This is a genomic window from Bosea sp. 685, assembly GCF_031884435.1.
In the GTDB taxonomy this organism is placed as follows: Bacteria; Pseudomonadota; Alphaproteobacteria; order Rhizobiales; family Beijerinckiaceae; genus Allobosea.
Window position 1 is genome coordinate 4,858,287 of sequence record NZ_CP134779.1, and the last position, 26,812, is coordinate 4,885,098.

Here is a 26,812-nt window from a genome sequence, read left to right on the forward strand (position 1 = left end):
CTCGCATGGCGAGCCTCAAATGTCGGGCGCATCGGTTCTGGGTTCCGGGCTCAGGCCTACGGCCTGCTCCGGAATGACGGTGTGGTTCCAGTGAGTCCTTAGCAGCCCCAGCTCCGCGAGCCAGCCCCGCCGCGTCACTCAGCCAATTCGCGCATGACCTTGATCAGGTCGGACTTGCCCTCAAAACCGATGCCCGGAAGCTCGGGCATCACGATATGGCCGTTCTCGACGCGAACGCTGTCGGGAAACCCGCCATAGGGCTGGAACAGGTCGGGATAGCTCTCATTGCCGCCGAGCCCGAGGCCGGCCGCTATGTTGAGCGACATCTGGTGGCCGCCATGCGGGATGCAGCGCGATGGCGACCAGCCGAACTGCGCGAGCACATCGAGCGTCCGCAGATATTCGACCAGACCATAGGACAAAGCGCAGTCGAATTGCAGCCAGTCCCGGTCGGGCCGCATCCCGCCATAGCGCAGGAGATTGCGCGCATCCTGATGCGAGAACAGGTTCTCGCCCGTCGCCATCGGGCCGGGATAGAACTCCGAAAGCGCCGCCTGCAGGGCGTAGTCGAGGGGATCGCCGACCTCCTCGTACCAGAACAGCGGATAGTGGCGCAGCATCTTGGCATAGGCGATGCCGGTCTCCAGGTCGAAGCGCCCATTCGCATCGACGGCAAGCTGGGCCTGCGAGCCGATCTCGGCCAGAACCGCCTCGATGCGGCGCTGATCCTCATGGATGCTGGCGCCGCCGACCTTCATCTTCACGACGGTGTAGCCGCGGTCGAGATAGCCGCGCATCTCGGCTCGCAGGGCACTGTCATCCTTGCCGGGATAATAGTAGCCGCCCGCCGCATAGACGAAGACCCGGGGATCGGCCTCGCGGCCCTTCCCATCCGCCAGGAGGCGAAACAGCGGCTTGCCCGCGATCTTGGCGACGGCATCCCAGACGGCCATGTCGAGCGTGCCGACCGCCACCGAACGCTCGCCATGGCCGCCCGGCTTCTCATTCGTCATCATCGTCGCCCAGATCTTGTGGGGGTCGAGATTGTCGCCGCTCTGATTGATCAGGCTCTCGGGGGCCGCTTCGAGGATGCGGCCGCGAAAGCGCTCGCGAATGAGGCCGCCCTGGCCGTAGCGGCCGTTCGAGTTGAAGCCGTAGCCGACCACGCGCCGCCCGTCGCGGACCACATCGGTCACCACCGCCACGAGGCTCGCCGTCATCTTGGAGAAGTCGATATAGGCGTTGCGGATGGGCGAGGCGATCGGCTTGGTGATCTCGCGGACATCGACGATGCGCATGGCGGTCTCCCTGCGGGGCTGGCTGGCGATACCCCGTCCTGTATGTCTGGCCCCTGCCGGTCGGCCAATGCCAAGATCGGTTCACCCCATGCACGAGCGGCATCATGGATCTGGATTGGCTGAAGGATGTCCTGGCGCTGGCCGAGCAGAAGAGCTTTTCGCGTGCGGCCGAGGTTCGAAATGTCACGCAGCCGGCGTTCAGCCGGCGCATCCGCGCGCTTGAGGACTGGATCGGCGTGCCGCTGTTCCTGCGCAGCGCCCAGGGCGCGACGCTGACCCCGGCCGGCGCCCATTTCCAGCCCCTCGCCCAGGACCTGCTCCGCAACCTGCAGCAGTTGCAGCGCGAGACCAGGGCCGTGGGGGAGAGCGAGAAGGGAGCGCTCTCGATCGCGGCGACGCATGCGCTTTCCTTCACCTTCTTCCCGGGCTGGATCCGCCGCCACATGCGGTTCGAGGCGCTCGGCACACTCAACCTGATCTCGGACAGCCTGGAGGCTTGCGAGCAGATCATGCTGGGCGGCGAGGTGCATTTCCTGCTCTGCCACCATCATGCGCAGGTGCCGACGCGTTTCGAAGCCGAGCGCTTCCCAAGCATCCGGGTGGGGGACGACGTGCTGGTGCCGCTCTGCGCGCCGGATGCAGACGGCCAGCCCCTCTGGCCGTTGCCGGGAACGATCGAGCGGCCGGCGCGGCTCCTCGCCTATAGCCAGGCCTCCGGGCTCGGCCGCATCCTCTCGGCCCAGATGGCGCTGGCGCAGGACGCGGCGCTCGCGCAGGACACGGCGCTGGCGCGGGACGCTGCCGGGATGACGACCGTCTTCACCTCGCATCTGGCCGCGGCCTTGCTGACCATGGCGCGGGACGGGCATGGCATCGCCTGGCTTCCGCTCACCCTGGCGGAAGAGGACCTCGCCCGCGCCCGCCTGGTCCGGGCCGGACTGGGGCGTTTCGACATCCCCATCGAGATCAGGCTCTTCCGCAGCCCCGACTGCCGCAACGAGGCTGCAGACGAATTATGGGCGAGCCTGCAGGCGGAGTGAGCGGGGTCGCGCTCGTGGCCGGCCGTGCCACGCATGACGAGAAGGCGCCCTCCCTTCTCCCCTCGCGGGAGAAGGTGGCGCGCAGCGCCGGATGAGGGGGCGCCGTGCCCTGTCAGGTTGGCGTCGTGTTCGGCTAGATGGAAAGCTCACAGCGCCCCCTCATCCGTCTCGGCTTCGCCGAGCCACCTTCTCCCGCGAGGGGAGAAGGGAAGAAGCGCCCCCCACCCTCAAGCGGCCTGCCTCGGCTCGGGGCCGATATAGGTCGATTTCGGGCGGATGAGCCGTCCTCCTGCGAGCTGCTCCTGCGCATGGGCGATCCAGCCGATGACGCGGCCCATTGCGAAGACGCAGGTGAAGCTCTCCGGCGGGAAGGCCAAGGCTTCCAGCAGGAGCGCTGTGTAGAACTCGACATTGGTCTGCAGCGAGCGGGCGGGCTTGCGTTCGCGCAGGATCGCGAGAGCCGCGGCCTCGACCGCCTCGGCATAGGCGAGGCGGCCGGAATTCGGGTCGAGCCGGCGGATCGCGCGCTTCAGCGCATCGGCACGGGGATCGCGCACGCGGTAGATGCGATGGCCGAAGCCCATCAACCGGTCGCCGCGCTGCAGCGCCGCCTCCAACCAGGCCCGGGCGTTGCTGGCCTCGCCGATCTCGTCGAGCATCTCGATGACCGGCCCCGGCGCCCCGCCATGCAGCGGCCCCTTCAACGCACTCACTCCCGCCAGGACCGCGGAGGTCAAACCGGCCCTCGTCGAAGCGACGACGCGCGCCGCGAAGGTCGAGGCGTTGAGGCCATGATCGCAGACCGTCACGAGATAGGTATCGAGCGCGGCGGCCTGCGCCGGGTCGACGGCCTCCCCGCGCATCATCCGCAGGATATCGGCGGCATGGGGCAGCGCCGGATCGGGCGCGACCGGCGCCAGATGGCGCTGCATGCGGATGACGGCGGGCGTGAAGACCGCCGGCGCCGCCATCAATCGCAGCGCGGTCGCGACATCGTCGCCATCCGCCAGCCGCGCCGTCAGCGCGCGCATCGCCTCGACAGGGGTTCGCCGCACCAGTTCAGCATCGAGACCCGCGACCTCGCGAAAGACATCGAGCCTGCTCTGGCCGAGCGCCGCAGCAAGAGCCGCGCCGCGCGGCAAATCGTCGAAGAAGCCGTCCAGCAGAAGCTCGGCTGCCTCGGCAAAGCTGGTGCGGCCGGCGAGATCGTCGAGGAGATGACCGCGAATGATCAGGCGGCCGGCAGCCCCATCGACATCTGACAGGATCGTCTCCGCAGCGACAACATCATCAAGTCCATCCGACATCGGATCCTCCATCAACAAGGCCTTGAGGATCGCGCTGCGATGCAGCATAATCAATCTTGAACAATATAATCAACATATCGAGATGCAATGTATCGAGATGCAACATATCGGGATGAATGACTGGCTGACGGCGCAGGAGGTGATGACCCGTTTGCGGCTCAAGCCGCAGACGCTCTACGCCTATGTCAGCCGCGGCCGCATCGAAGCGAAGGAAGACCCTGAGGAGCCGCGACGCAGCCTCTATCGGGCGGCGGATGTCTCGCGCCTGGAGCATCGCAAGGCGCGCGGCCGGCGCAATGCGGCGATCGCGGAGGATACGATCGCCTGGGGCGAGCCCGTCCTGGCCTCGAGCATCACGACGATCGCCCATGGCCGCCTCTGGTATCGCGGGCAGGACGCCGAGACCCTGGCGCAGACGGCGCGGCTCGAGGATGTCGCGCGTCTGCTCTGGGCCTGCGGCGATGCGCGCTTCCCGACGCAATGCAACGCGATCGCACCCGGCAGCGGCAATCAGCGCATGTTCGCCGCGATCGCGGCCCGTGCCGCCACCGATCCGGTCATTGGCGGCCGAACCTTGAAATCGCTCTATTTCGAGGCGGCAGCCGTGCTCGATGCGCTCGTCGACGCCGTCGCCGGCGTTTCGGGCAATGGCCCGATCCATGAACGCCTCGCGACAGCCTGGGCCTGCGACGCAACCGGTGCCGATCTCATCCGCCGCAGCCTCGTCCTGCTCGCCGACCATGAATTGAACGCCTCGACCTTCGCGGTCCGCGTCACCGCCTCGACCCATGCCTCGCTCGCCGCCTGCGCTTTGGCTGGGCTGTCGGCGCTGTCTGGCCCCTTGCATGGCGGCATGGCGCCGCGTGTGCGCGCTTTGCTCGGGGAATGCCGGCGCGACGGCATCGAGCCCGCGATCCGCGCGCGCCTGACGCTCGGCGTGCCGATCCCGGGCTTCGGGCATCCGATCTATCCGGAGGGCGATCCGCGAGCGCGGGCGCTGATGGCGGCCTTCGTCCTGCCGACCCATTATGAGGAGGTTCGCCTCGCGATCGAGGCGATCACCGGCGCGCTGCCGAACATCGATTTCGCGCTCACCGCCCTGGCGTCCGTGCTGGCGCTTCCCGAGGACGCGCCGTTCCAGATCTTCGCGACGGCACGCTGCACCGGCTGGATCGCCCATGCGCTCGAACAGTTCCAGACCGGACGCCTGATCCGCCCCCGCGCCCGCTATATCGGCCCGGAACCGGGATGAGGGGCGGGTTCTTCCCTTCTCCCCTCGCGGGAGAAGGTGGCGTGTAGCGCCGGATGAGGGGGCGCCGTGCCCTTTCCGGTTGGCGTCGTATTCTTCGGCTAAACGGAGAGCTCACGGCGCCCCCCTCATCCGTCTCGGCTTCGCCGAGCCACCTTCTCCCGCGAGGGGAGAAGGAGAAAACGTCAGCGCCGCCGCTGCGCCAACTGCGCGTATTGGCGCCTTGCGCGCTTGTGGCCGTACCAGGAGGCCTCGCGATCGCCGACATCGACATGCACGAGTCCGCCCGGATAGGAGCCGACACCGCCGGTGCACTCCAGCGCCTTGGCGGCCGCGACCGCGGCCCGCGGCGAGGTGGCGAGCGGCCTGAAATCCACGGCCTTGCCGCCGTAATGCTGGGAGTGGCGGGCATGACGGCCGCCACAGGTCGAGGTGATCTGAATCGGGCCGATCTTGGCCACGAGTTCGCTGATCATCGCCAGCGTTTCGGGCTTGAGGCAACCGAGCCCCTTGACCTGCGGCTGGAAGGAAATTTTCTCGATGGGAAGATTGGCCCAGGCGGCCACAGGTACGCAAGCTGTGAGAGACACAGCCAAGATCAAACGACGCATAATCTACCAGGTACGATCGGGGATGATGGGAAGGCTCAAGCCACCAAATTCTGGTCTGGCAGAGCATGTGATTGCGGACCTATTCTACCGATAAGGCCAAATCATGGCTGAGCCGCCAGAGCTCATCTTAACAGATCGTTTCTGTAGCTATCGGTTGTGCCACATGCCGCGTTTCAATAGCTACGACGCGCCATGACCGACGGAATTTCGACGTCGGGATCCGGGCAGCGGGAGAACGCCAGACGCTGCAGCCCGCTCCCCGCATTCACCATGCCGCCACCTCCGCCCCCTCATGCCGCAAACGGCTTGGACGGGGCAGGCGAGCCGCGCTAGCTTGCGTGCCTGGGCCACCCGTTTCCTGCGAAGCGCCCCGCAACCCTTTCGAGGATATGATGCCGAAATCCGAACTCATCGCCGCGCTCACCCCTGAGATCAGTGCGATCCGTCGCGATTTCCACCGGCATCCCGAGCTGCAATACGACGTCCACCGCACCGCCGGCATCGTCGCCGAGAAGCTCAAGGCCTGGGGCGCCGACGAAGTCGTGACCGGTATCGGCCAGACAGGCGTCGTCGGCGTGATCAAGGGCAAGGGCCAGAACTCAGGCAAGGTCATCGCCATGCGCGCCGACATGGACGCGCTGCCGATCCATGAAGAGACCAATCTCGAGCATCGCTCGACCGTGCCGGGCAAGATGCATGCCTGCGGCCATGACGGGCACACCGCCATGCTGCTCGGCGCCGCGAAATACCTCGCCGCCACCCGCGATTTCGACGGCACTGCCGTGCTGATCTTCCAGCCGGCCGAAGAGGGCGGCGCCGGTGCCAAGGCGATGATCGACGACGGCATGATGGACCGCTTCGGCATCCAGGAAGTCTATGGCATGCACAACAAGCCGGGGCTGGCGATCGGACAGTTCGAGATCCGCAAGGGGCCGACCATGGCCGCCGCCGACCGCATCCACATCAAGATCGAGGGCAAGGGCGGACACGCTGCAGCCCCGCACCGCGTCAACGACCCGATCGTCGCCGCCTGCCAATTGGTGACCGCGCTGCAGACGATCTCCTCGCGCAACGCCGACCCGCTCGACTCCGTCGTCGTCTCGGTGACGGCGGTGAATGCCGGCGAGGCCTTCAACGTCATTCCGCAGACGGTCGAGATCAAGGGGTCGATCCGGACATTGACGCGCGAGATGCGCGAGCTGGCGCAAAAGCGTGTCACCGAGATCACCGATGGCCTGATGAAGGCCTTCGGCATGAAATACGACCTCGAATACCATCTCGGCTATCCCGTCACCGTCAATCATGCCGGCCAGACCGATTTCGTCACCAGCGTGACCAAGAACGTCTTCGGCAAGGATGCGATCGACACCGAAGTGCCGCCGACGATGGGCTCTGAGGATTTCTCCTACATGCTGGAGGAGCGTCCTGGCGCCTTCATCAATATCGGCAACGGCGAATCCGCCGGCCTGCATCACCCCGCCTATGAGTTCAACGACACGGCGATCCCGGTCGGCGTCACCTATTGGGCGAGCCTGATCGAAATCTCCATGCCGCAACGGGCCGCCTGAGCTTGCGATGAGCGACATCGATTGCCTGGTGATCGGGGCCGGCGTCGTCGGCCTCGCCACCGCGCGGGCGCTTGCGCTCGCCGGCCGCGAGGTCGTGATCGCCGAGGCGGCTGAGGGCATCGGCACCCAGACCTCGGCGCGCAACAGCGAGGTTATCCATGCCGGGATCTATTATCCGCCGGGCTCGCTGAAAGCGCGCGTCTGCGTCGAGGGCCGCAAGCGCCTCTACGCCTATCTCGCGGAGCGGGGCCTACCGCATAAGGCCTGCGGCAAGCTGATCGTCGCGACCTCGGCCGCGCAGCGCCCGGCGCTCGAGACGATCCTGGCGCGGGCCAAGGCCTCGGGCGTCGAGACCGTGCGCTGGGTCGATGCGGGCGAGGCCAGGGCGCTGGAACCGGAGGTCGCCTGCGAGATCGCCCTGCTCTCGCCCGAGACCGGCGTCGTCGACAGCCATGCCCTGATGCTATCCCTGCTCGGCGAATGCGAGGCGGCCGGCGGCTCGCTGGCGCTCAACACGCCGATCCTGGGTTGGCGACGCGAGGCGGAAGGCTTCAGCGTCGATTTCGGCGGTGACGATCCCGCGACCTATACGGCCCGCACGATCGTCAACTCGGCCGGGCACGGCGCGCCGCGCCTGCTTGGCAAGCTCGAAGGCTTCCCGGCAAGCCACGTGCCGGTCCAGCACTTCGCCAAGGGCAATTATTTCTCGCTTTTGGGAAAGCAGCCCTTCTCGCATCTGGTCTATCCGGTGCCGGAGGCGGCGGGCCTCGGCATCCACGCCACGATCGACATGGCCGGACGGGTCAAGTTCGGGCCCGACGTCGAATGGGTCGCGGATGATCAGGATCTGGTGGTCGACCCTGCACGCGCCGAAAAATTCTATGCCGCGATCCGGACCTATTGGCCGGGCCTGGCGGACGGCGCGCTCGTCGCCGACTATGCCGGCATCCGGCCCAAGCTGCATTCGGCGAGCGAACCGATGCCGGATTTCCGCATCGACGGGCCGCAGGTCCATGGCGTCGACAATCTGGTCAACCTGCTCGGCATCGAGAGCCCGGGGCTGACGAGTTCGCTGGCGATCGCGGAGATGGTGGTGGAGCGGTTGGCGTGAGGTGTCATCCCGCACGCGCCGCGGCACGCAGTGCTGCTGCGCAGATGCGGGACCGTCCTCAGCAAGGGGACGCCTCTTTCCGGAACGCTCGCAGATAGGCGCCTTCTCGTCACGCGGTCCCGTGTCTGCGCAGCAGCACTACGTGCCGCAGCGCGCACGGGATGACACGCTTTACCCCCGCAGCGCCTTGACGCGCTCGCGCGCCTCTTTCGCCAGTCGCGTCACCCTCGCCCAGTCGCGGTTGGCGATCGCGTCCGCCGGCACGAGCCAGGAGCCTCCGACGCAGATGACCTGCTTCAGCGCCAGATAATCGGCGAGGTTGTTGAGGCCGACGCCGCCGGTCGGGCAGAATTTCATCTGCGGGAACGGCCCCGACAGCGCCTTGAGCGCCGAGGTACCGCCGGCCTGCTCGGCCGGGAAGAACTTGCAGGTCAAGCGTCCAGCTGCAACCGCGCGCATGCAGTCGGAGGCCGTGGCGACGCCGGGCAGCCAGGGCAGGCCGGCGGCGCGCATGGCGTCGTCCACCGCCTCGCTGAAGCCGGGGCTGACCACGGCCTGGGCGCCGGCCTCCTTGACGTCGGTGACCTGGGCCGGCGTCACCACCGTGCCGGCGACGCTCAGGATTTCGGGCACCTCACGCGCGATCGTCTCCAGCGCCGCCAGCGCAGCCGGACGGCGCAAGGTGACCTCGATCACATCGATGCCGCCCGCCAGCAGCGCGCGCGCCAAGGGCACGGCGAGATGCACGTCCTCGATCACCACGACCGGCACGACGCCGCAGGCGGCAAGCCGCGCGATTTCAGGTTCATTCGACATAGGTGACACTCCGTGAAGCTCCGGCTCTAGGCCTTCGCCCAGTAGACGTCGAGCCCCTGCGGCCGGCCAAGCAGCAATCCGACCGGATAAGCGCCGGGCAGAGCCTGCGCCGTGGTCAGGACCTCTGCCTTCTCCTTGCCGGAGACGAGGAGCGACGCCCAGGCGGCGCCAGTGAGCCTTGCCGGCGAGAGCGAGATGCGCGCCGGCAGACCGGCGGGATGGGCCGCGACCGCATGGAGACCGCGCCCGGTCATCGCGGCCGCCGGCTCGCCTGGAAAGAGCGAGGCGACATGGCCGTCCGCGCCCATACCGCTGACCAGGATGTCGAGCGCCGGCAGGCCTGCAAGCTCCGCTGATACCGCGCCCGCCGCGGCGTCGAGATCGCCAGCGGCGCGATGAAAGGAGAGGAAGCGCGCCCTGCCTCCGCCCAGCTGCGCGAAGGCCTGGCCCAGCGGCGCGAAGGCTGCACGGATCATGCGCTCGTTCGAGGCTGGATCGTCGGCTGAGACGAAGCGCTCATCGGTCGGCAGCAGCGTGACCTTGTCCCAGGCGAGATCATGCGCGCCGAGCGCCGCCAGGAAGCGCGCCGGCGTGGTGCCGCCCGGCACAGCGAGGAGCGCGGAACCGCGTGTGGCAATGACGGCGCGCAGCCTCACCGCGACTGCCTCGGCCAGCGCCTCGGAGGCGTCGATCAGCGTCTCGAAACGATGCCAGATCAATGGCCCCGAAGTGATCATCAGATCAGGTCCGGATCGGCCCAGGAGCGGCCTTCGCGCTCGATCAGGCCGATCGCCTGCGAGGGGCCCCAGGAGCCGGCGGGATAGCGATGCGGATGCAGGCTGTAGTCCTGCCAGCCGGCAATGATCGGATCGACCCAGGCCCAGGCCTGCTCGACCTCGTCGCGATGCATGAACAGGGTCTGATCGCCGCGGATGACATCGGTCAGCAAGCGCTCATAGGCATCGGGCGTGCGCTCGTCGAAGGCAGTGGAATAGCGCAAGTCGAGCTGGCGCGGCACGACCTTGAGGCGGCCCGAGCCCGGCACCTTCATCATCAGCTGGAGCTGGACGCCGTCATTGGGCTGGAGCCTGATGATGAGCCGGTTGGCATCGAGCCGGTCGCAGCTGCCGCCGCCGAAGATCGAATGCGGCACGGGCTTGAAGGTGACGGCGATTTCGGAATAGCGCTGTGCCATGCGCTTGCCCGTGCGCAGATAGATCGGCACGCCGGCCCAGCGCCAATTGTCGATCTCGCAGCGGATCGCCACGAAGGTCTCGGTGTTGCTGGCAAAGCCGAGTTCGTCGGTATAGCCGCGCACGCGCTGGCCATCCATCTGGCCCGGCCCGTACTGGCCGCGCACGGTATAGCGCTGGACGTCGGGCCCGACGATCGGACGCAGCGCCTTCAGCACCTTGATCTTCTCGTCGCGGACCGCGCCAGCCTCCAGCATGTTGGGCGGCTCGATGGCGAAGAGGGTGAGCAGCTGCATGAGATGGTTCTGGACCATGTCGCGCATATGCCCGGCCTTGTCGTAATAGCCGGCGCGGCTTTCGAGGCCCACGGTCTCCGCCACCGTGATCTGGACATTGTCGATGTCGCGGCTCGACCAGGAGCGCTCGAACAGCGTGTTGGCGAAGCGCAGCACCAGGAGGTTCTGCACCGTCTCCTTGCCGAGGTAATGGTCGATCCGGTAGGTCCGGCTTTCCGGCAGGATCGCGGCCACAGCGTCGTTGATCTCACGGGCCGAGGCGAGATCGTGCCCCAGCGGCTTCTCCAGGATGACGCGTGAGGTCGGGGTGAGGATATCGGCCTTGGCGAGGTTCTGGCAGATCGGGATGAAGAGCTCTGGCGGCGTCGAGAGGTAGAAGGAGCGCACCCGCTCCGAATCGCCGAGCGCCGTCTTCAGCGCGCCGAAAGTCTCGGGCTTGAGCGCATCGGCCTGGACCACCGTCAGACGGCGCAGGAAGGCCGCGATCTGCTCGGCCGCGAGGCCTTCCTCATTGAGGCGATTGGCGACCTGCTTGGGCAGGCCCTCGATATCCTCCGGCTTGCGGACGATGGCAAGGATGCGGCTCTCTTCCGGCAGCACGCCCTCCCGATTGCGCTGCGCCAGCGCGGGAAAGAGCTTGCGCAAGGCGAGGTCACCACTGGCGCCGAAAATAACCAGATCGAAGGGAGGAACGGGTGTGCGTTCGGGCGCAGCCTCGGGCCGCAGCGCGCGATCGGCGATGGCATCCATGGGGGTCGACTCCGTCTTCCTGTCATCCGGCTCGGCCTGTCATCAGGCTTGGCCTGTCATCAGGCTCCGCCAAAGCTTAGAGCATGCGGCCTGCGACAAGAATGAGGCGTCACCGTCGCTTTGCCAAACGCGATCAACGCGCAGCCGCCCCGCCCGGACCGCTGGAGCCTTCAGGCGGGGATGGTCGCGGCCTGGCGCTTGAAGCCTTCGCTGGCGGTGAGGAGCTGTTGGGCATAGGCGGTCTGGGGCGCGCGCGCGGCGAGCGTCCCGGCCGTCATCTCCTCGACGCCCCGACCGAACTGCATGACGAGCAGCCGCTCGCACATATGGGCGACGACGGCGAGGTCGTGGCTGACCAGGATATAGGTGAGCTTGCGCTCCTGCCGCAGCGCCTGGAGCAGGTTCAAAACCTCGGCCTGGATCGAGACGTCGAGCGCCGAGGTCGGCTCGTCGAGCAGCAGGATCGTCGGCTCCAGCACGAGCGCGCGCGCGATCGCGACACGCTGGCGCTGCCCGCCGGAAAGCTGGTGCGGATAGCGGAAGCGGAAGGAAGGCGGCAGGCCGACGTCAGTCATGGCGCGGCCGATCCTGGCCTCGGCGTCGCGGATGCCGTGGATGGTCAGCGGCTCGGCCAGCGCATCGTCGACCGTCTTCTTGGGGTGCAGCGAGCCGAAAGGATCCTGGAAGACCATCTGGACCTGGCGGTGGAAGGCCTTGTCGCGGACCTTCGGCTGCGCCTTGCCGAGGATGGCGATCCCGCCGCTCCAATCACGGTTCAGGCCGGCGAGCACGCGCAGCACGGTCGATTTGCCGGAGCCGGATTCACCGACGATGCCGTAACTCTCACCGGGCTGGACCGTGAAGCTGAGGTCCTTCACGACATGGGCCTCGCCGAAGGAGACGTTGAGCTTGTCGAGGGCGATGGCGGGTTGGGCGATGGCGGGTTGTGTGGTCATGCCAGCCATGCCGGGTCGCGGGTGAGGGTTGCGAGCTTCGCCTTGGGATGGTCGAGGTCCGGCAGGCAGCCGAGCAGGCCCAGCGTATAGGGATGGCGTTGCGACCTTGCGGCTTCGTCGGCGAGTTCGGCAGCCGGTAGCGTCTCCATCGCCTTGCCGCCATACATCACGATGACACGGTCGCAGAAGGACTGCACCAGATGCAGATCATGGCTGATGAAGATCAGCCCCATGCCGCGCTCGGTGACGAGATCGTCGAGGATCTTGAGGATCTGGAGCTGGACGGTCACGTCGAGCGCCGAGGTCGGCTCGTCGGCGATCAGGATGTCGGGCTCGGCGATCAGCATCATCGCGATCATCACGCGCTGGCCCATGCCGCCCGAGACCTCATGCGGATAGAGCTCGTAGACACGCCCCGGCTCGCGGATCTGCACGGCCTCCAGCATGGCGAGGCTGCGTTCCCTGGCCTCGCGCGTACTCGCCTTGTGGTGGACACGATAAGCCTCGGCGATCTGCTCGCCGACGGTCTGAACCGGATTGAGCGAGAATTTCGGATCCTGCATCACCATCGAGATATGGCGGCCGCGCAGCTTGCGCCGCCTGCGCTTGTCCATGGTGAGCAGATCCTGGCCGCGATAGACCAAGCGGTCGGCCAGGACCTCGCCGGGATAGGGGATGAGGTCGAGGATGGCGCGCCCGGTCATCGACTTGCCGGAGCCGGATTCGCCGACGATGCCGAGCCGCTCGCGGCCGAGCGTGAAGGAGAGCCCGCGCACGGCGCGCACGATCCCGGTCGGCGTGTGAAAATTGACCCGGAGATTGTCGAGTTCGAGCAGCGGCTGTTCGGTGGGCGTGGTCAAGGCGCGCATCATCTCACCTCTGGTCCATGACGTCGCGCAGGCCGTCGCCGAGCAGGTTGAAGCCGAGCGCGACGACGCAGATGGCAAGACCCGGGAAGGTCGCGACCCACCATTGGTCGAAGATCTGCTCGCGGCCGGCCGAGATCATGGCGCCCCATTCCGGAATCGGCGGCTGCGCGCCCAATCCCAGGAAGCCAAGGCCCGCCGCGGTCAGGATGATGCCGGCCATGTCGAGCGTGGTGCGCACGATCAGCGAGGGCAGGCAGAGCGGCACGACATGCTTCCAGACGATGCGCCATTGCGAGGCGCCCTGCAGGCGCACGGCCGCGATATAGTCCTGCTGGCGGATGATCAGCGTCTCGGCGCGGGCGACGCGGGCATAGGGCGGCCAGGCGGTGATCGCGATGGCGATAACGGCATTCTCCAGCCCCGGCCCGAGCGCGGCGACGAAGGCGAGCGCCAACACGAGGCGCGGGAAGGCCAGGAAGACGTCGGTGATGCGCATCAGCAGGCGGTCGACCCAGCCGCCGAGATAGCCCGAGGTCGCGCCGATCAAGAGGCCGACCGGCCCGACCGTGATGACGACCAGCAGCACGATCACCAGCGTGACGCGCGCGCCGTAGACGATGCGGCTGAAGATGTCGCGGCCGAGCGAATCCGTGCCGAAAAAATTGACGGCCGAGGGCGGCAGCAGGCGCTTGTCGAGATTTTGCGCGAGCGGGTTATGCGGCGCGATCAGCGGCGCGAAGGCGGCGATCAGCAACAGGGCCACGACGATGACCAGACCGGCGACCGCGAGCGGATTGCGCTTGAAGGCGAGCCATTGCCGATAGAGCTGGCCGAGCCTGGCCTGGCGGCGGGAGCTCGGGGAATCGGTGGTGAGGTAGTCGGTCCAGGTGGTCATGGCGCGCCCTCACCGCGTCCTGGGGTCGACCAGCCGGCCGAGGATGTCGGACAGCAGGTTGACGCCGATGAAGACCGCACCGACCACCAGCGTGCCGCCGAGCACGGCGTTCATGTCGGCGTTCAGCAGGGAGTTGGTGATGTAGCGGCCGAGTCCCGGCCAGGCGAAGATCGTCTCGGTCAGCACCGAGCCTTCGAGCAGCTGCGCATAGGAGAGCGCGATCACGGTGATCAGCGGCACGAAGGCGTTGCGCAGCGCGTGGCGCCAGATCACCCGGAACTCCGACATGCCCTTCACCCGGGCGGCGATGACATATTGCTGCTGCAGCTCGGTGATCATGAAGCTGCGCGCCATGCGGCTGATATAGGCGACGCTGAGCAGGCCGAGCACGGCCGCGGGCAGGATGAGGTGGGACCAGGCGTCGCGGAACGCGTCCCATTCCCCCTGCAGGGCGGCGTCGATGACGAGGACGCCGGTGATCGGATCGACGAAGTCCTGATAGGCGACGCTGATGCGGCCGGGTCCACCGACCCAGCCGAGCTTGGCGTAGAACAGGAGCAGACCCATCAGGCCGAACCAGAACACCGGGACGGAATAGCCGAACAGGCCGATCAGGCGCGCGAGCTGGTCGGGCCAGCGGCCCTGATAGACCGCTGCCAGCACGCCGAGGGGCACACCGAGCGCGACGCCGATGAGCGTGCCCAGCGTGGCGAGCTCCAGTGTGGCCGGGAAGACGCGCTTGATGTCGTCGGTGACGAGATTCGAGGTCAGCACCGACTTGCCGAGATCGCCGGTGAAGACCTTGCCGACATAGGTGGCGAATTGCTGCCAGAGCGGTTTGTCGAGGCCGAGCGCGGCGCGGGCGGCGTCATAGACGTCGGCTTTTGCGTTGTCTCCGACGACCGCCAGCACCGGGTCGATCGGGATCACGCGGGCGATCAGGAAAGTGACCAGCAGCAGGCCGAAAAAGGTGATCGCCACCGTGCTGAGCTCGCGCCCGGCGATGCGCCCCCAGACTGCGCTCCGTCCGCCCCAACTTATGTCTGAAGCTGCCATTCACCCGACCAATGTTACCAAACTGCAGCGACGAAGGCGCGTCCTAGAGCCGTGGAAAACGGGAAAGCCCGCGGGACGATCCCACCCCTTGGAAGACCAAGCCCAAGCAAGAACCCCGCCGCGGCCTCGAGAGCCGCGGCGGTTCGATTGGTGGTTCCGATCTCAGTTCTTGCTGAGGGTCGAGTAGAGGTTGCTGGCCGAGCCCGGCCCCAGGATCAGCCCGTCGACATTCTTGCGGTGAGCGGCGACCTCGACCTGCTGGAACATGATGACGAAGGGCGAGACCTTCTGGTGCTCGCGCTCAATGCCCTCATAGCCGGCTTTGCGCTTGTCGCTGTCGGTCTCGAAGACGAGCGCGCCGGTCTTCTTGCTCATCTCCGGGATGTCCCAGGCGTTGCGCCAGGCGAGCGTCTTGGAGCGGGCGTCCTCGGCATTGTTCTCGTTGATGGCGAAGGTCTCGGCATTGGTGTGCGGGTCCTGATAGTCGGGACCCCACTGGCCGATATAGATGTCGTGCGTGCGTGCGCGATATTTGGTCAGCGTCTGCTTGCCGTCGCCGGGGATCAGTTCGAGCTTGATGCCGGCCTGGGCCCAGTTCGCCTGGACCGCCTGGGCGATGTCGGTGATCGGGTTGACCGAGCGGGTGTCCATGGTGACGGAGAAGCCGTTCGGCAGGCCGGCCTTGGCGAGCAGCTCCTTGGCCTTGGCCGGGTCGAACTTGTAAGGCCGGTCGTCGATGGCGCCGAGGAAGCCCTTGGGCAGGAAGGCCTGGTGCGGCTTGTAGGTGCCGGCCACGATGTTGCGCTCGATCGAGTCGTAGTCGACCAGGTATTTCAGCGCCTCGCGCACCTCGGGCTTGGCGAGATTGGCGTTCTTCTGGTTGAGGCCGAGATAGAGGATGTAACCCTTGTCGCCGACCTGCTGGACGATGTCGGCGTTGCTCTTGATCGAATCAAGCTGGTCCTTCGACAGGTTGCGGGCGTAGTCGACGTCGCCCTTCTCCAGCAGCAACCTCTGCGAGGCGGGCTCGGCGACATGGCGCACGACGACGCGCTTCACCTTCGGCGCGCCCATGAACCAGTCGGGGTTAGCCTCGAGCGTGTATTGCTCGTTGGCGCGCCAGGCGCGCAGCTTGTAGGCGCCCGAGCCGGCCGAGTTCTGCTTGAGCCATTCATAGCCGAAATCGCCGGCCTTCTCGTTCGCCTTGACCAGCTTGGAATCGACGATCACCGCGACGTTGGCGGTCAGGCAGTTCAGGAAGAAGCTCGGCGCATAGGGCTTGTCGACGGTGATGGTGACGGTCTTGTCGTCGACCGCCTTCACCATCTCGGTGACGTTGTCCTTGGTCAGGCCGAACTGGGTCAGGATGAAGCCCGGCGACTTGTTCAGCACCACGGCGCGCTGGAACGAATAGACCACGTCGGCGGCCGTCAGCGGGTTGCCCGAGTGGAACTTGACGTTGGGCTTGAGCTTGAAGGTGTAGGTCTTGCTGTCGGGGCTGATGGTCCAGCCCTCGGCAAGGTCGCCATAAAGCTTGGAGGGATCGGCCAGATCGAACCGCACCAACTTGTCGTAGACGTTGCCGACGACTTCGCCGCCGGAGAATTCGAACACTTCGGCGGGATCGAGCGAGATGATATCGTCGATCTGCTTGGCCATCACGACCGTGTCCTTCGGCGTCTGTGCCATGGCGGTGGTCGCCATCAACGCCGTAAAGGCCGATACCGTCAGCAATCTCGCAACATGACGCATGGAAATCCCCATCGTTTGATTTCGCCGGCCTTTCAGTGGCCGTTCAGTCCAATGTGGAACCAGTTGCCGGGCGATGTCCAGCGGCTCCGCGAAGGGCCCCGAGGCAAGCGCTGTGGAGAACTGCCTAATTCTTGCGCAGTCGCCGCGATTGCCGGCGTGCCCTTGCGCAAGTTGCGCCTTTGCGGGTTTTGCCGGCATCGCTAACGTGTCATGGCCCGGCGCCCCGCCGGACGACCACAAGCAGGTGCCAAGCCTTGGCCATCATCGCCGCGCTGAACCACGTCACCCATTACAGCTATGACCGGCCGGTCACGCTGGGGCCGCAGATCATCCGCCTGAGGCCGGCGCCGCATTGCCGGGCCGCGATCAACAGCTATTCGCTGAAGGTCACGCCGGCCGAGCATTTCGTGAACTGGCAGCAGGACCCCAGCGGCAACTGGCTGGCCCGCTTCGTCTTTCCCGAGCCGGTGAAGGAATTCCGCATCGAGGTCGACCTCGTCACCGAGCTCTCGATCATCAATCCGTTCGACTTCTTCGTCGAAACCGACGCCGAGATCTTCCCCTTCGCCTATCCCGAGGAGTTGCGCGCGGAGCTCGCGCCCTATCTCGTCACCGAGCCGGCAGGCCCGCTGCTGGCGGCCTATCTCGCGACGATCCCGCGCGAGCCGACCAACACAGTCAACTTCATCGTCGATCTCAACGCCCGGCTGGCGCAGGGCATCGCCTATGGCATCCGCATGGAGCCCGGCGTCCAGGAGCCCGAGCACACGCTCGACATCAAATCCGGCTCCTGCCGCGATACGAGCTGGCTGCTCGTCCAGATCATGCGCCATCTCGGCTTCGCGGCGCGCTTCGTCTCCGGCTACCTGATCCAGATGAAGGCGGATATCGACCCGCTGGAAGGCCCGCGCGGCACCGACAAGGATTTTACCGACCTCCACGCCTGGGCGGAGATCTATATCCCCGGCGCCGGCTGGATCGGGCTCGACCCGACCTCGGGCCTGCTCACCGGCGAAGGGCACCTGCCGCTGGCGGCGACGCCGCATTTCCGCTCGGCCGCGCCGGTCTCAGGTGTCGCAAGCTTCGCCGAGACGACATTCGACTTTTCGATGAGCGTGGCGCGCGTGCATGAGGTGCCGCGCATCACCTTGCCCTTCTCGGACGCGTCCTGGGGCGAACTCGATGCGCTGGGCGAGAAGGTCGAGGCCGATCTGCAGGCGGGGGACGTCCGCCTGACCATGGGCGGCGAGCCGACCTTCGTCTCGATCGACGACCAGAGCGGCGAGGAATGGAACATCGCCGCCGTCGGTCCGACCAAGCGCCAGCGCGCCGATGTGATGATCCGGCGCCTGCGCGAGCGCTTCGCGCCGGGCGGCATGCTGCATTACGGCCAGGGCAAATGGTATCCGGGCGAGAGCCTGCCGCGCTGGGCGTTTGCGCTCTATTGGCGCACCGATGGCGAGCCGATCTGGCGCGACGCCGCGCTGATTGCACGCGAGCCTGGCGCACCGACCGGCGGCGACCGCGAATTGGAGGCCGCCGCCTCGATCCGCGACGCCGAGGCGCTGGCGGCCGGCCTCTCGGAGAAGCTGGGGCTGGGCGCCGATTATGTGCTGCCGGCCTATGAGGACACCGGCCACTGGCTCCTGAAGGAGGCGCAGCTTCCCGACAATGTCGACCCGCTCGACCCGCGCCTTGCCGACCCGGAGGAGCGCGCGCGCATGGCGCAGGTCTTCCAGCTCGGGCTGGGCAAACCGCGCGGCTATGTCATTCCGGTGCAGCGCTGGCAGAGCCAAGCCGGCGACCGACGCTGGCGCTCGGAGAAGTGGAAGCTCCGGCGCGGCAAGCTCTTCCTGGTGCCGGGCGATTCGCCCGTGGGCTACCGCCTGCCGCTCGGCTCGCTGCCGGTCGTGCCGAAGGACGAATATCCGCATCTCCATCCGCAAGACCCGATGGAGCCGCGCGGGCCGCTGCCGCCGGCCGGCGCGATCAATGCTGCGTCAGCCACTGCAAGCGTGAACGGCTCGCAAGCTGCTCCTCCGGCATACGCCCCCCCGCCTCCGCGACAGATGACGCGCTCGGTCGACACTGCGGGTGATGGAAATGCCCAGGACCGCACCGAGCAGGAGATCGGCGGCGAGCATGTCCGCACGGCGCTGAGCCTCGAGGTCCGCGACAACATCCTGTGCGTCTTCCTGCCGCCGGTCGAGAAGCTGGAGGATTATCTGGAGCTGATCGCCAGCGTCGAGGCGGTGGCGCAGGAGCTGAACCTGCCCGTCCATATCGAGGGTTATTCGCCGCCCAACGACCCGCGCCTCAACGTCATCAAGGTCACGCCCGATCCCGGCGTGATCGAGGTCAACATCCACCCGGCCAAGAGCTGGCGCGAGGCGGTGGACATCACGCGCGGCGTCTATGAGGAGGCACGACAGTCGCGGCTCTGCGCCGAAAAATTCATGGTCGATGGCCGCCATACCGGCACCGGCGGCGGCAATCATGTCGTGCTCGGCGGCGTGACGCCGCCCGATAGCCCGTTCCTGCGCCGGCCGGACCTGCTCAAGAGCATCATCCTGTACTGGAACAGGCACCCCTCCCTGTCCTTCCTGTTCTCAGGCCTCTTCATCGGCCCGACGAGCCAGGCCCCGCGCATCGACGAGGCGCGCTTCGACCAGCTCTACGAGCTGGAGATCGCGCTCGCACAAGTGCCGGGACCGGGCGCGCCGAGCATTCCGCTCTGGCTGGTCGACCGGCTGTTCCGCAACCTCCTGGTCGACGTCTCCGGCAACACGCACCGCACCGAGATCTGCATCGACAAGCTCTATTCGCCGGACGGGCCGACCGGCCGTCTCGGGCTGATCGAGTTCCGCTCCTTCGAGATGCCGCCCGATGCGCGCATGAGCCTGGCGCAGCAGCTGCTGATCCGGGCGTTGGTCGCCTGGTTCTGGCGCGAGCCGCAGAGCGGCAGCCTGGTGCGCTGGGGCACGACGCTGCATGACCGCTTCATGCTGCCGGAGCTGGTCTGGCAGGATTTCAAGGACGTGCTCGCCGATCTCGGTCGCGCCGGCTACGCCTTCGACCCGGTCTGGTTCGAGGCGCAGGCCGAGTTCCGCTTCCCGTTCTACGGCAAGGTCGAGCATGGCGGGGTCGAGCTCGAACTGCGCCAGGCGCTCGAGCCCTGGCATGTCATGGGCGAGGAGGGCGCGATCGGCGGCACGGTGCGCTATGTCGACAGCTCGGTGGAGCGCCTGCAGGTCAAGGCCAAGGGGCTCGTGCCCGGCCGCCATCTCATCACCTGCAATGGCCGCCGCATGCCGATGACGCCAAGCGGCGGCACCAGTGAGGCGATCGCCGCCGTGCGCTTCAAGGCCTGGCAGCCGAGCTCGGGCCTGCACCCGACGATTCCGGTGCATGCGCCGCTGACCTTCGACATCGTCGATACCTGGGTCGGGCGCTCGCTCGGAGGTTGCGTCTACCATGTCGCCCATCCCGGAGGGCGCAATTATGAAACTCCTCCCGTGAATTCCTACGAAGCCGAGGCGCGCCGGCTCGCGCGTTTCGAAGCGATCGGGCATAGTCCTGGCGCGCTGGCGATTCCGCCGGAAGAGCGCAGCGTCGAATTTCCGCTCACTTTGGATTTGCGACGCCCTAAAGCATGATGCCGAAAAGTGGGAACCGGTTTTCGGACGACATCATGCTCCCACTTATTGTTGTAGAGACGGATTCAGATTTTAGGTCGATTCGACCTAAAATCATCCGGCTCTAGAGGAGCATAGACGCAAGCGATGGCGTTGCAGGGCCGATCACCGTCGACGCGCGTGAAAGCGGAGCGGCGCAACGCTCTGCTGGCCGGTTATCGCCCGCTGGCGGGTGCCTATGACGAGTTCATGGCGCAGGATGGCAGCATCCGCCCACATTGGGAGCCGTTCCTGACGGAATGGAGCGCGCTCTCGCAAGACGAGCTCAACCAGCGCTTTGGCCTCGCCGACCGCCATGTCCACGACACCGGCGTCTCCTACCGCGTTCATGGCGATATCGACGAGCGCGATCCGCAGGCTGGCGAGCGCGCCTGGCCATTGAGCCATGTGCCACTGGTGATGACCGGGGCGGAATGGCAGACCATCGCGGCCGGCGTCGCGCAACGCGCGCAATTGCTGGCCTCATTGCTCGACGACATCTACGGTCCCGGCGAGATGGTCGCGAAGGGCCTGCTGCCGGCGGCGGTCGTCACGGGGAGCCCGGACTATCTGCGCCCGCTCCACGGCGCGCCGGATGGCGGCTCCCTGCAGCTCTACGCCGCCGATCTCGGCCGCGGGCCGGATGGGCGCTGGTGGGTGCTGGGCGACCGCGCCCAGGCGCCGTCAGGCGCCGGCTACGCGCTGGAGAACCGGCTGGCGCTGGCGCGCGCCTTTCCCGACCTGTTCCGGACGATGAACATCGAGCGGCTCGCCACTTTCTTCCAGGGCTTCCGTGCCGGGCTCGTCGCCAAGTCCAGGCGCGTCGAGCCGCGCATCTGCCTGCTGACGCCCGGGCCGCTGAACGAGAGCTATTTCGAGCAGGCCTATCTCGCGCGCTATCTCGGCTTCCTGCTCGTCGAGGGCGGCGACCTGATGATGCGCGACGGACGCATCCATGTCCGCACCATTGCCGGCCCCAAGCGCGCCGACGTGATCTGGCGGCGCATCGATGGCGATTTCTCCGACCCGCTTGAACTGAATGCGCGCTCGGCGCTGGGCGTGGCCGGACTCGTGCAGGCGGTGCGCCAGGGCCATGTCCATGTCGCCAACGGGCTCGGTTCCGGCGTCGTCGAGGCGCGTGCACTGATGGGCTTCCTGCCCAAATTGGGCAAGCAGCTTCTCGGCGAGGAGATGATCCTGCCCAATGTCGCGACCTGGTGGTGCGGCCAGCCGCGCGAGCGTGCCGCCGTGCTCGACCGCCTGGACGAGATGAGCATCGCGCCGGCCTTCCGCTCCGCCGGGAGCGGTCTCGACAGCGATCCGATCCTGGCGGGAGAACTGCCGGCGGCCGAGCGCGCCGCCTTGCGGGCGCGGATCGAGGCGCGCGGGATGGATTATGTCGGCCAGGAGGTGGTGCGGCTCTCGACCATGCCGGTCTTCCAGAACGGCCGTTTGCAGCCGCACCCTGTCACCTTGCGCGTCTTCGCCGCCGCCACGCCCGATGGCTGGAAGGTCATGCCCGGCGGCTTCTGCCGCATCTCCGACGAGCCCGATGCTCGCGCCGTCAGCATGCGCAGCGGCGTGCGCTCCAGCGATGTCTGGGTCACCTCGGATACGCCCGTCGAGCAGGTCAGCCTGCTGCCCAGCGGCGACCGCATCGCGATCCGCCGCGTCGTCGGGACCTTGCCGAGCCGCGCCGCCGACAATCTGTTCTGGCTCGGGCGCTATCTCGAGCGGACGGAGGCGACGCTGCGGCTCGTGCGCGCCTTGCTCGGCCGCCTGATCGACGCCGACACGACCAATCCCACCCGGCCCGACACGGTGCGCCGCCTCGCCAATCTCCTGGTCGCCTGGGGCGCGGCGCCTGCGGCCAAAGCCTCGACAGCGAAGGGCTCGACCGCCCGCAATCTCACGAGTGCCAAGGGCTCGCCGGTTCTGGCGCAGGCGACCTCCGCGCTCTACGACGCAGCCGAATACGGCTCGGCCCGCGCTAATGTCGGCGAGGCGCGGCGCACCGCCTCCGTCATCCGCGAGCGGCTTTCGATCGACGCCTGGCGGCTGTTCGGCGATTTGCAGCGTCAATTGACGCTTGAGCCCGGACGGCAGCCCAGCGAAGGCGAAGTCTACGAGGTTGCGGATCGCGCCTTGAAGACGCTCGCCGCCTTCTCCGGCCTGAGCCAGGAGAACATGGTGCGCGGCGCGGGCTGGCGCTTCCTCGACATCGGCCGGCGACTGGAGCGTGGCGTCGCGACCTGCCGCTTCGCCCGCCATTTCGCCGAGACGACGGCCCAGAGCGACGGCCTCGACGCCCTGCTCGACCTGACCGATTCGCAGATCACCTACCGCTCGCGCTACATGCTCGGCGCGAGCCTGCAGCCGGTGCTCGATCTGGTCATGCTCGACCCCTATAATCCCCGCTCCGTCGCCTTCCAGGTCGATCGTCTCGACATCGAGATCGCGCATCTGCCGTCGCTGACGGAAGATGGCATGCTGGAAGCGCCGCGCCGGCTCGTGCTGAAGCTCGCGGCAGAATGCCGGACATCGGAGGCTAGCCGGCTCGACCGCACCAGCATCCTGCTGTTCGAGCAATTGCTGATGGGGCTGTCGAGCGCGATCGCCGACCGCTACTTCCTCCAGAACAGCGGGCCGGAAGGCTCAAGGCTGACAGGCATCGCGTGATCTACGACGTTCGTCACCTGACCACCTACGGCTATAGCCGTCCGGTGCCTTTCGCGCGTTGCATCCTGCGTCTTCTGCCGCGCGACGATGGCGGGCAGACAGTGCGGAAGAGCGAGCTCGTCGTGACGCCCCGCCCGGCCGAGCGCATCGACGGGATCTGCTTCTTCGGCAACCAGATGACGACGCTGACGATCTCCAAGGCGCATCGCGAATTGAAGGTCGAGATGCGCGCCCGCGTCGAGGTCAACCGGCCCGCACCGCCCTTTCCGGGCCTGACCCGGCATTGGGAGGAGGTCGGCGCGCTGGCCCTGGCCTCGACGAGCCTGGCGCCCGAATCCCCGACGCATCACCTCTATCCGAGCCGGCTGGTGCCGCAGGTCGGCGAGGTCGTCGACTATGCCCGCAAGAGCTTTTCGCCGCTGCGGCCGGTGCTGGAGGCGGCTTCCGAGCTGATGGCGCGGATCCGTGCCGACTTCACCTACGACCCTGATGCAACCGAGGTTACGACGCCGCTGGCCGAGGCCTTCCGCCAGCGCCACGGCGTCTGCCAGGATTTCGCGCATATCATGATCGCCGGCCTGCGCGGGCTCGGCCTGCCCGCCGCCTATGTCAGCGGCTATATCCGCACGATCCCGCCGCCGGGCCAGAAGCGCCTCGAAGGCTCGGATGCGAGCCATGCCTGGGTCACGCTCTGGTGCGGACCGGAGACCGGCTGGATCGGGCTCGACCCGACCAATGACCTGATCGTCGCCGACGACCATATCGTCACCGCCTTCGGCCGCGACTATGCCGATGTCTCGCCGCTCGACGGCGTGCTGATCGGCCCCGGCTCACAGAAGGTCGGCGTCGCTGTCGACGTCATCCCCATCGGATGATCCGTCCCGCCGCCATGCACGGCTTGGAGAGGGCTCTTTCCAGAAGTTAGTTGCTATGGCAACTTATCTCCCGCCGCGCCGCCGGCCATTGGCAATGCGCCCCGTTCCAGAGGGCGCTCGCGCCGGGCAGCGCCATGGGAGACACTGGCTTGCACACACAGGTCGCCATCATCGGTTCGGGCCCGGCAGGGCTGCTGCTCGGCCAATTGCTGCATCTGGCCGGCATCGACAGCGTCATCCTCGAGCGCAAGGACCGCGACTATGTGCTCGCCCGCATCCGCGCCGGGGTGCTGGAACAAGGCACGGTCGGCCTGATCGACAAGATCGGTGCAGGCGCGCGCCTCCAAGCGGAAGGGCTGAAGCATGACGGCTTCGACCTGCTCTTCGGCGGCCAGCGCCATCGCATCGCGCTCGACCGCGCGGCGGGAGGCGGGCATGTCACCGTCTACGGCCAGACCGAGGTGACGCGCGATCTGATGGACCAGCGCGCGACCCAGAACGGGCGGACCGTCTTCGAGGCTAAAGACGTCGCGCTGCATGATTTCGACCGCGACAGGCCCTTCGTCAGCTATGTCGAGAACGGCGTCCCCAAGCGCCTCGACTGCGATGTCATCGCCGGTTGCGACGGCTATCACGGCGTCTCGCGCGCCAGCGTGCCGGAGAGCGCGATCACGAGCTTCGAGCGCATCTATCCGTTCGGCTGGCTCGGCATCCTCGCCGATGTGCCGCCGGTCTCGCATGAATTGATCTATGCCGGCGGAGAGCGCGGCTTCGCGCTCTGCTCGATGCGCTCGGCCACACGCAGTCGCTATTACGTGCAATGCGCACTCGATCAGCGGGTCGAGGACTGGTCGGATGAGCGCTTCTGGGACGAGTTGCGCCGCCGGCTCGACCCGGCCTCGGCGGAGGCGCTGGTGACGGGCCCCTCGATCGAGAAATCAATCGCGCCATTGCGCTCCTTCGTGGCGGAGCCGATGCGGTTCGGGCGCTTGTTCCTGGCCGGCGACGCCGCCCATATCGTGCCGCCGACCGGGGCCAAAGGGCTGAACCTCGCCGCCAGCGACGTGCACTACCTGTCACAGGCGCTGATCGAGTTCTTCATCGAGCGTTCCAGCGCCGGCATCGACGCCTATTCGGCCAAGGCGCTGGCGCGCATCTGGAAGGCCGAGCGCTTCTCCTGGTGGTTGACCTCGCTGATGCACCATTTCCCGGAGAACGGCGCCTTCGCCCAGCGCATGCAGCGCGCCGAGCTCGACTATCTCGTCTCCTCCGACCATGCCATGGCGGCGCTGGCGGAGAACTATGTCGGTCTTCCCTACTGACCCTCAGGCCGCCTACTGACCCTCAGGCTGCGGCCTCCGCATCATCCGGCGGCATCACATGCTCCTCGCCCCATGCCCTGAGCGCCATGATGACCGGTTCCAGCGTCCGCCCCTTGGCCGACAGGCTGTATTCGACACGCGGGGGCACCTCGGCGAAGACGACGCGGACGATGAGACCGTCCGCCTCCAGCTCGCGCAGCTGAGCGGTCAGCATGCGCTGCGTCACGCCCGAAATGCTGCGGCGGATGGCGTTGAAGCGCAGCGTGCCTCCGAGCAGGTGATAGAGCACGATCCCCTTCCACTTGCCGCCGATCAGGCCCAGGGCGGCCTCAACCGGGCAGGCCGGGGAGTGGAACGGTTTCTGGAAACGAGGCGGCATGACAGTATCCTTTTCGATACTATATGCGGAAATTGTGCGTTCTTGCACAGCCTGTTTGTAAGGCGCATCTCGCCTGCATTGCAACGCAGGAGACAAAAGCCATGCGCGCCATCGGCTATCGTGAACCACAGCCCATCAGCTCGGAAACCAGCCTGATTGATCTCGATCTGCTCGCGCCCGTCGCGACCGGGCACGACCTTCTGGTCGAAGTGAAGGCCGTGTCGGTCAACCCGGTCGACACCAAGGTCCGCAGGAATGCCCGCCCGGCCGAGGGCGAAGTGCGCGTGCTGGGCTGGGACGCCGCCGGCGTCGTCAAGGCAGTCGGCCCCGATGTGAAGGCATTCAAGCCGGGCGACGCCGTGTTCTATGCCGGCGCGATCGACCGTCCGGGCTCCAATGCCGAGTTCCAGCTGGTCGATGAACGCATCGTCGGCATCAAACCCGCCAGCCTGAGCTTCGCGGAAGCCGCCGCCCTGCCGCTGACCGCGATCACGGCCTGGGAGGCCCTGTTCGACCGGATCAAGATCGCGGATGCGGTTCCAGGCGCGGCGAAGGCCGTGCTGATCGTCGGCGGGGCCGGCGGCGTCGGCTCGATCGCGATCCAGCTGGCGCGGCAATTGACGGACCTCACCGTGATCGCCACCGCCTCGCGGCCGGAGACGCAGGCCTGGGCCCGCGAGCTTGGCGCCCAGCATGTCATCGACCATGGCAAGCCGCTTGCCGCCGAAGTCGAAGCGCTGCGGATCGGCGCGCCCGGCCTCGTCTTCGTCACCACCCATACGCTGGATCATCTGCCGGAGATCATCAAACTGATCGCGCCGCAGGGCCGGATCGCAGTGATCGACGATGCTCCGGCGCTGGATGTCATGCCGCTGAAGGGCAAGAGCCTGTCGCTGCATTGGGAGATGATGTTCGCCCGCTCGCTGCACCAGACAGCCGACATGCAGGCGCAGGGCGATCTGCTCAACGAGGTCTCCCGGCTCGTCGATGCCGGCCGGATCCGCACTACGCTGACCGAGACCTTCGGAACGATCAATGCGGGCAATCTCAAGCGGGCTCATGCGCTGATCGAGACCAACCGCGCCAAAGGCAAGATCGTGCTGGAGGGGTTCTGAC

Annotated in this window: 21 protein-coding genes; 9 read left to right on the top strand and 12 right to left on the bottom strand. The window is 67.0% G+C overall.

The features are described 5' to 3' along the window. Positions 1–134 precede the first annotated feature (134 nt). Complete coding sequence (locus RMR04_RS23950) at positions 135–1,298, bottom strand: mandelate racemase/muconate lactonizing enzyme family protein (protein WP_311910987.1); 1,164 nt, start codon at positions 1,296–1,298, stop codon at positions 135–137. A gap of 104 nt (positions 1,299–1,402) precedes the next feature. On the opposite strand from RMR04_RS23950, the gene RMR04_RS23955 reads away from it, so the two are divergent. Further along, the gene (locus RMR04_RS23955; protein WP_311910988.1) at positions 1,403–2,338 is read left to right on the top strand and encodes a LysR family transcriptional regulator; all 936 of its coding nucleotides are present in this window, start codon (positions 1,403–1,405) and stop codon (positions 2,336–2,338) included. A gap of 227 nt (positions 2,339–2,565) precedes the next feature. Here the strand turns inward: RMR04_RS23955 and RMR04_RS23960 are convergent, their stop codons facing one another. Continuing rightward, positions 2,566–3,645, bottom strand: a complete 1,080-nt coding sequence (locus RMR04_RS23960; RefSeq protein WP_311915926.1) for a citrate synthase/methylcitrate synthase — start codon at positions 3,643–3,645, stop codon at positions 2,566–2,568. 112 nt (positions 3,646–3,757) lie between these two features. Here RMR04_RS23960 and RMR04_RS23965 point away from each other — a divergent pair, with 112 nt between their 5' ends. After that, positions 3,758–4,897, top strand: coding sequence for a citrate synthase family protein (locus RMR04_RS23965; protein WP_311910989.1), 1,140 nt, complete (start codon positions 3,758–3,760; stop codon positions 4,895–4,897). A 182-nt stretch (positions 4,898–5,079) separates the two neighbouring features. Here RMR04_RS23965 and RMR04_RS23970 read toward each other — a convergent pair whose 3' ends face one another. Further along, the gene (locus tag RMR04_RS23970) at positions 5,080–5,484 is read right to left on the bottom strand and encodes a hypothetical protein (protein ID WP_311910990.1); all 405 of its coding nucleotides are present in this window, start codon (positions 5,482–5,484) and stop codon (positions 5,080–5,082) included. A 413-nt stretch (positions 5,485–5,897) separates the two neighbouring features. On the opposite strand from RMR04_RS23970, the gene RMR04_RS23975 reads away from it, so the two are divergent. Together RMR04_RS23975 and RMR04_RS23980 are read left to right on the top strand one after the other, a co-directional pair. Further along, entirely contained in the window at positions 5,898–7,073 is a 1,176-nt protein-coding gene (locus RMR04_RS23975; protein WP_311910991.1) for a M20 aminoacylase family protein, read from the top strand. A gap of 7 nt (positions 7,074–7,080) precedes the next feature. Then, positions 7,081–8,184 (top strand): NAD(P)/FAD-dependent oxidoreductase, encoded by a 1,104-nt coding sequence (locus RMR04_RS23980; protein ID WP_311910992.1) that lies wholly within the window; start codon positions 7,081–7,083, stop codon positions 8,182–8,184. 171 nt (positions 8,185–8,355) lie between these two features. On the opposite strand, the gene eda is transcribed toward RMR04_RS23980, so the two are convergent. The 8 genes from eda to RMR04_RS24020 all read right to left on the bottom strand — a co-directional run bounded on the left by eda (position 8,356) and on the right by RMR04_RS24020 (position 16,767). Further along, complete coding sequence (eda, locus tag RMR04_RS23985) at positions 8,356–9,000, bottom strand: bifunctional 4-hydroxy-2-oxoglutarate aldolase/2-dehydro-3-deoxy-phosphogluconate aldolase (RefSeq protein WP_311910993.1); 645 nt, start codon at positions 8,998–9,000, stop codon at positions 8,356–8,358. Between the two features lie 26 nt (positions 9,001–9,026). After that, the gene (locus RMR04_RS23990) at positions 9,027–9,737 is read right to left on the bottom strand and encodes a 6-phosphogluconolactonase (protein ID WP_311910994.1); all 711 of its coding nucleotides are present in this window, start codon (positions 9,735–9,737) and stop codon (positions 9,027–9,029) included. Beyond that, positions 9,737–11,239: a glucose-6-phosphate dehydrogenase gene (zwf, locus tag RMR04_RS23995; protein ID WP_311910995.1), complete on the bottom strand. Its 1,503-nt coding sequence runs from the start codon at positions 11,237–11,239 to the stop codon at positions 9,737–9,739. Before zwf ends, RMR04_RS23990 begins: the two co-directional genes overlap by 1 nt. 170 nt (positions 11,240–11,409) lie before the next feature. After that, on the bottom strand, positions 11,410–12,204 hold the full coding sequence (locus RMR04_RS24000; RefSeq protein ID WP_410492152.1) for an ABC transporter ATP-binding protein: 795 nt from the start codon (positions 12,202–12,204) through the stop codon (positions 11,410–11,412). Next, complete coding sequence (locus RMR04_RS24005; protein WP_311910997.1) at positions 12,192–13,055, bottom strand: ABC transporter ATP-binding protein; 864 nt, start codon at positions 13,053–13,055, stop codon at positions 12,192–12,194. The genes RMR04_RS24000 and RMR04_RS24005 overlap by 13 nt, the downstream gene beginning before the upstream one ends. 13 nt (positions 13,056–13,068) lie before the next feature. Further along, entirely contained in the window at positions 13,069–13,959 is an 891-nt protein-coding gene (gene nikC / locus RMR04_RS24010; RefSeq protein WP_092169862.1) for a nickel transporter permease, read from the bottom strand. A 9-nt stretch (positions 13,960–13,968) separates the two neighbouring features. After that, positions 13,969–15,015: an ABC transporter permease gene (locus RMR04_RS24015; RefSeq protein WP_311910998.1), complete on the bottom strand. Its 1,047-nt coding sequence runs from the start codon at positions 15,013–15,015 to the stop codon at positions 13,969–13,971. 162 nt (positions 15,016–15,177) lie between these two features. Beyond that, complete coding sequence (locus RMR04_RS24020; RefSeq protein ID WP_311910999.1) at positions 15,178–16,767, bottom strand: ABC transporter substrate-binding protein; 1,590 nt, start codon at positions 16,765–16,767, stop codon at positions 15,178–15,180. Positions 16,768–17,021: 254 nt separating this feature from the next. Here RMR04_RS24020 and RMR04_RS24025 point away from each other — a divergent pair, with 254 nt between their 5' ends. The 4 genes from RMR04_RS24025 to pobA all read left to right on the top strand — a co-directional run bounded on the left by RMR04_RS24025 (position 17,022) and on the right by pobA (position 25,317). Continuing rightward, entirely contained in the window at positions 17,022–20,423 is a 3,402-nt protein-coding gene (locus RMR04_RS24025; protein WP_311911000.1) for a transglutaminase family protein, read from the top strand. Between the two features lie 126 nt (positions 20,424–20,549). Continuing rightward, positions 20,550–23,120 carry a circularly permuted type 2 ATP-grasp protein gene (locus tag RMR04_RS24030; protein WP_311911001.1) on the top strand — a complete coding sequence of 857 codons (2,571 nt, stop codon included), beginning with the start codon at positions 20,550–20,552 and terminating at the stop codon, positions 23,118–23,120. After that, the gene (locus tag RMR04_RS24035) at positions 23,117–23,995 is read left to right on the top strand and encodes a transglutaminase family protein (RefSeq protein ID WP_311911002.1); all 879 of its coding nucleotides are present in this window, start codon (positions 23,117–23,119) and stop codon (positions 23,993–23,995) included. The genes RMR04_RS24030 and RMR04_RS24035 overlap by 4 nt, the downstream gene beginning before the upstream one ends. A gap of 149 nt (positions 23,996–24,144) precedes the next feature. Continuing rightward, positions 24,145–25,317, top strand: coding sequence for a 4-hydroxybenzoate 3-monooxygenase (gene pobA, locus RMR04_RS24040; RefSeq protein ID WP_311911003.1), 1,173 nt, complete (start codon positions 24,145–24,147; stop codon positions 25,315–25,317). Positions 25,318–25,339: 22 nt separating this feature from the next. Here pobA and RMR04_RS24045 read toward each other — a convergent pair whose 3' ends face one another. After that, positions 25,340–25,696 carry a winged helix-turn-helix transcriptional regulator gene (locus RMR04_RS24045; protein ID WP_311911004.1) on the bottom strand — a complete coding sequence of 119 codons (357 nt, stop codon included), beginning with the start codon at positions 25,694–25,696 and terminating at the stop codon, positions 25,340–25,342. A 101-nt stretch (positions 25,697–25,797) separates the two neighbouring features. On the opposite strand from RMR04_RS24045, the gene RMR04_RS24050 reads away from it, so the two are divergent. Further along, on the top strand, positions 25,798–26,811 hold the full coding sequence (locus tag RMR04_RS24050) for a zinc-binding alcohol dehydrogenase family protein (protein WP_311911005.1): 1,014 nt from the start codon (positions 25,798–25,800) through the stop codon (positions 26,809–26,811). Position 26,812 lies beyond the last annotated feature (1 nt).

Bases quoted from the DNA above. Each gene is read 5' to 3' on its own strand.
- RMR04_RS23950 (WP_311910987.1), bottom strand. From the start codon at position 1,298: ATGCGCATCGTCGATGTCCGCGAGATCACCAAGCCGATCGCCTCGCCC.
- RMR04_RS23955 (WP_311910988.1), top strand. From the start codon at position 1,403: ATGGATCTGGATTGGCTGAAGGATGTCCTGGCGCTGGCCGAGCAGAAG.
- RMR04_RS23960 (WP_311915926.1), bottom strand. From the start codon at position 3,645: ATGTCGGATGGACTTGATGATGTTGTCGCTGCGGAGACGATCCTGTCA.
- RMR04_RS23965 (WP_311910989.1), top strand. From the start codon at position 3,758: ATGAATGACTGGCTGACGGCGCAGGAGGTGATGACCCGTTTGCGGCTC.
- RMR04_RS23975 (WP_311910991.1), top strand. From the start codon at position 5,898: ATGCCGAAATCCGAACTCATCGCCGCGCTCACCCCTGAGATCAGTGCG.
- RMR04_RS23980 (WP_311910992.1), top strand. From the start codon at position 7,081: ATGAGCGACATCGATTGCCTGGTGATCGGGGCCGGCGTCGTCGGCCTC.
- eda (WP_311910993.1), bottom strand. From the start codon at position 9,000: ATGTCGAATGAACCTGAAATCGCGCGGCTTGCCGCCTGCGGCGTCGTG.
- RMR04_RS23990 (WP_311910994.1), bottom strand. From the start codon at position 9,737: ATGATCACTTCGGGGCCATTGATCTGGCATCGTTTCGAGACGCTGATC.
- zwf (WP_311910995.1), bottom strand. From the start codon at position 11,239: ATGGATGCCATCGCCGATCGCGCGCTGCGGCCCGAGGCTGCGCCCGAA.
- RMR04_RS24000 (WP_410492152.1), bottom strand. From the start codon at position 12,204: ATGGCTGGCATGACCACACAACCCGCCATCGCCCAACCCGCCATCGCC.
- nikC (WP_092169862.1), bottom strand. From the start codon at position 13,959: ATGACCACCTGGACCGACTACCTCACCACCGATTCCCCGAGCTCCCGC.
- RMR04_RS24015 (WP_311910998.1), bottom strand. From the start codon at position 15,015: ATGGCAGCTTCAGACATAAGTTGGGGCGGACGGAGCGCAGTCTGGGGG.
- RMR04_RS24020 (WP_311910999.1), bottom strand. From the start codon at position 16,767: ATGCGTCATGTTGCGAGATTGCTGACGGTATCGGCCTTTACGGCGTTG.
- RMR04_RS24030 (WP_311911001.1), top strand. From the start codon at position 20,550: ATGGCGTTGCAGGGCCGATCACCGTCGACGCGCGTGAAAGCGGAGCGG.
- RMR04_RS24045 (WP_311911004.1), bottom strand. From the start codon at position 25,696: ATGCCGCCTCGTTTCCAGAAACCGTTCCACTCCCCGGCCTGCCCGGTT.
- RMR04_RS24050 (WP_311911005.1), top strand. From the start codon at position 25,798: ATGCGCGCCATCGGCTATCGTGAACCACAGCCCATCAGCTCGGAAACC.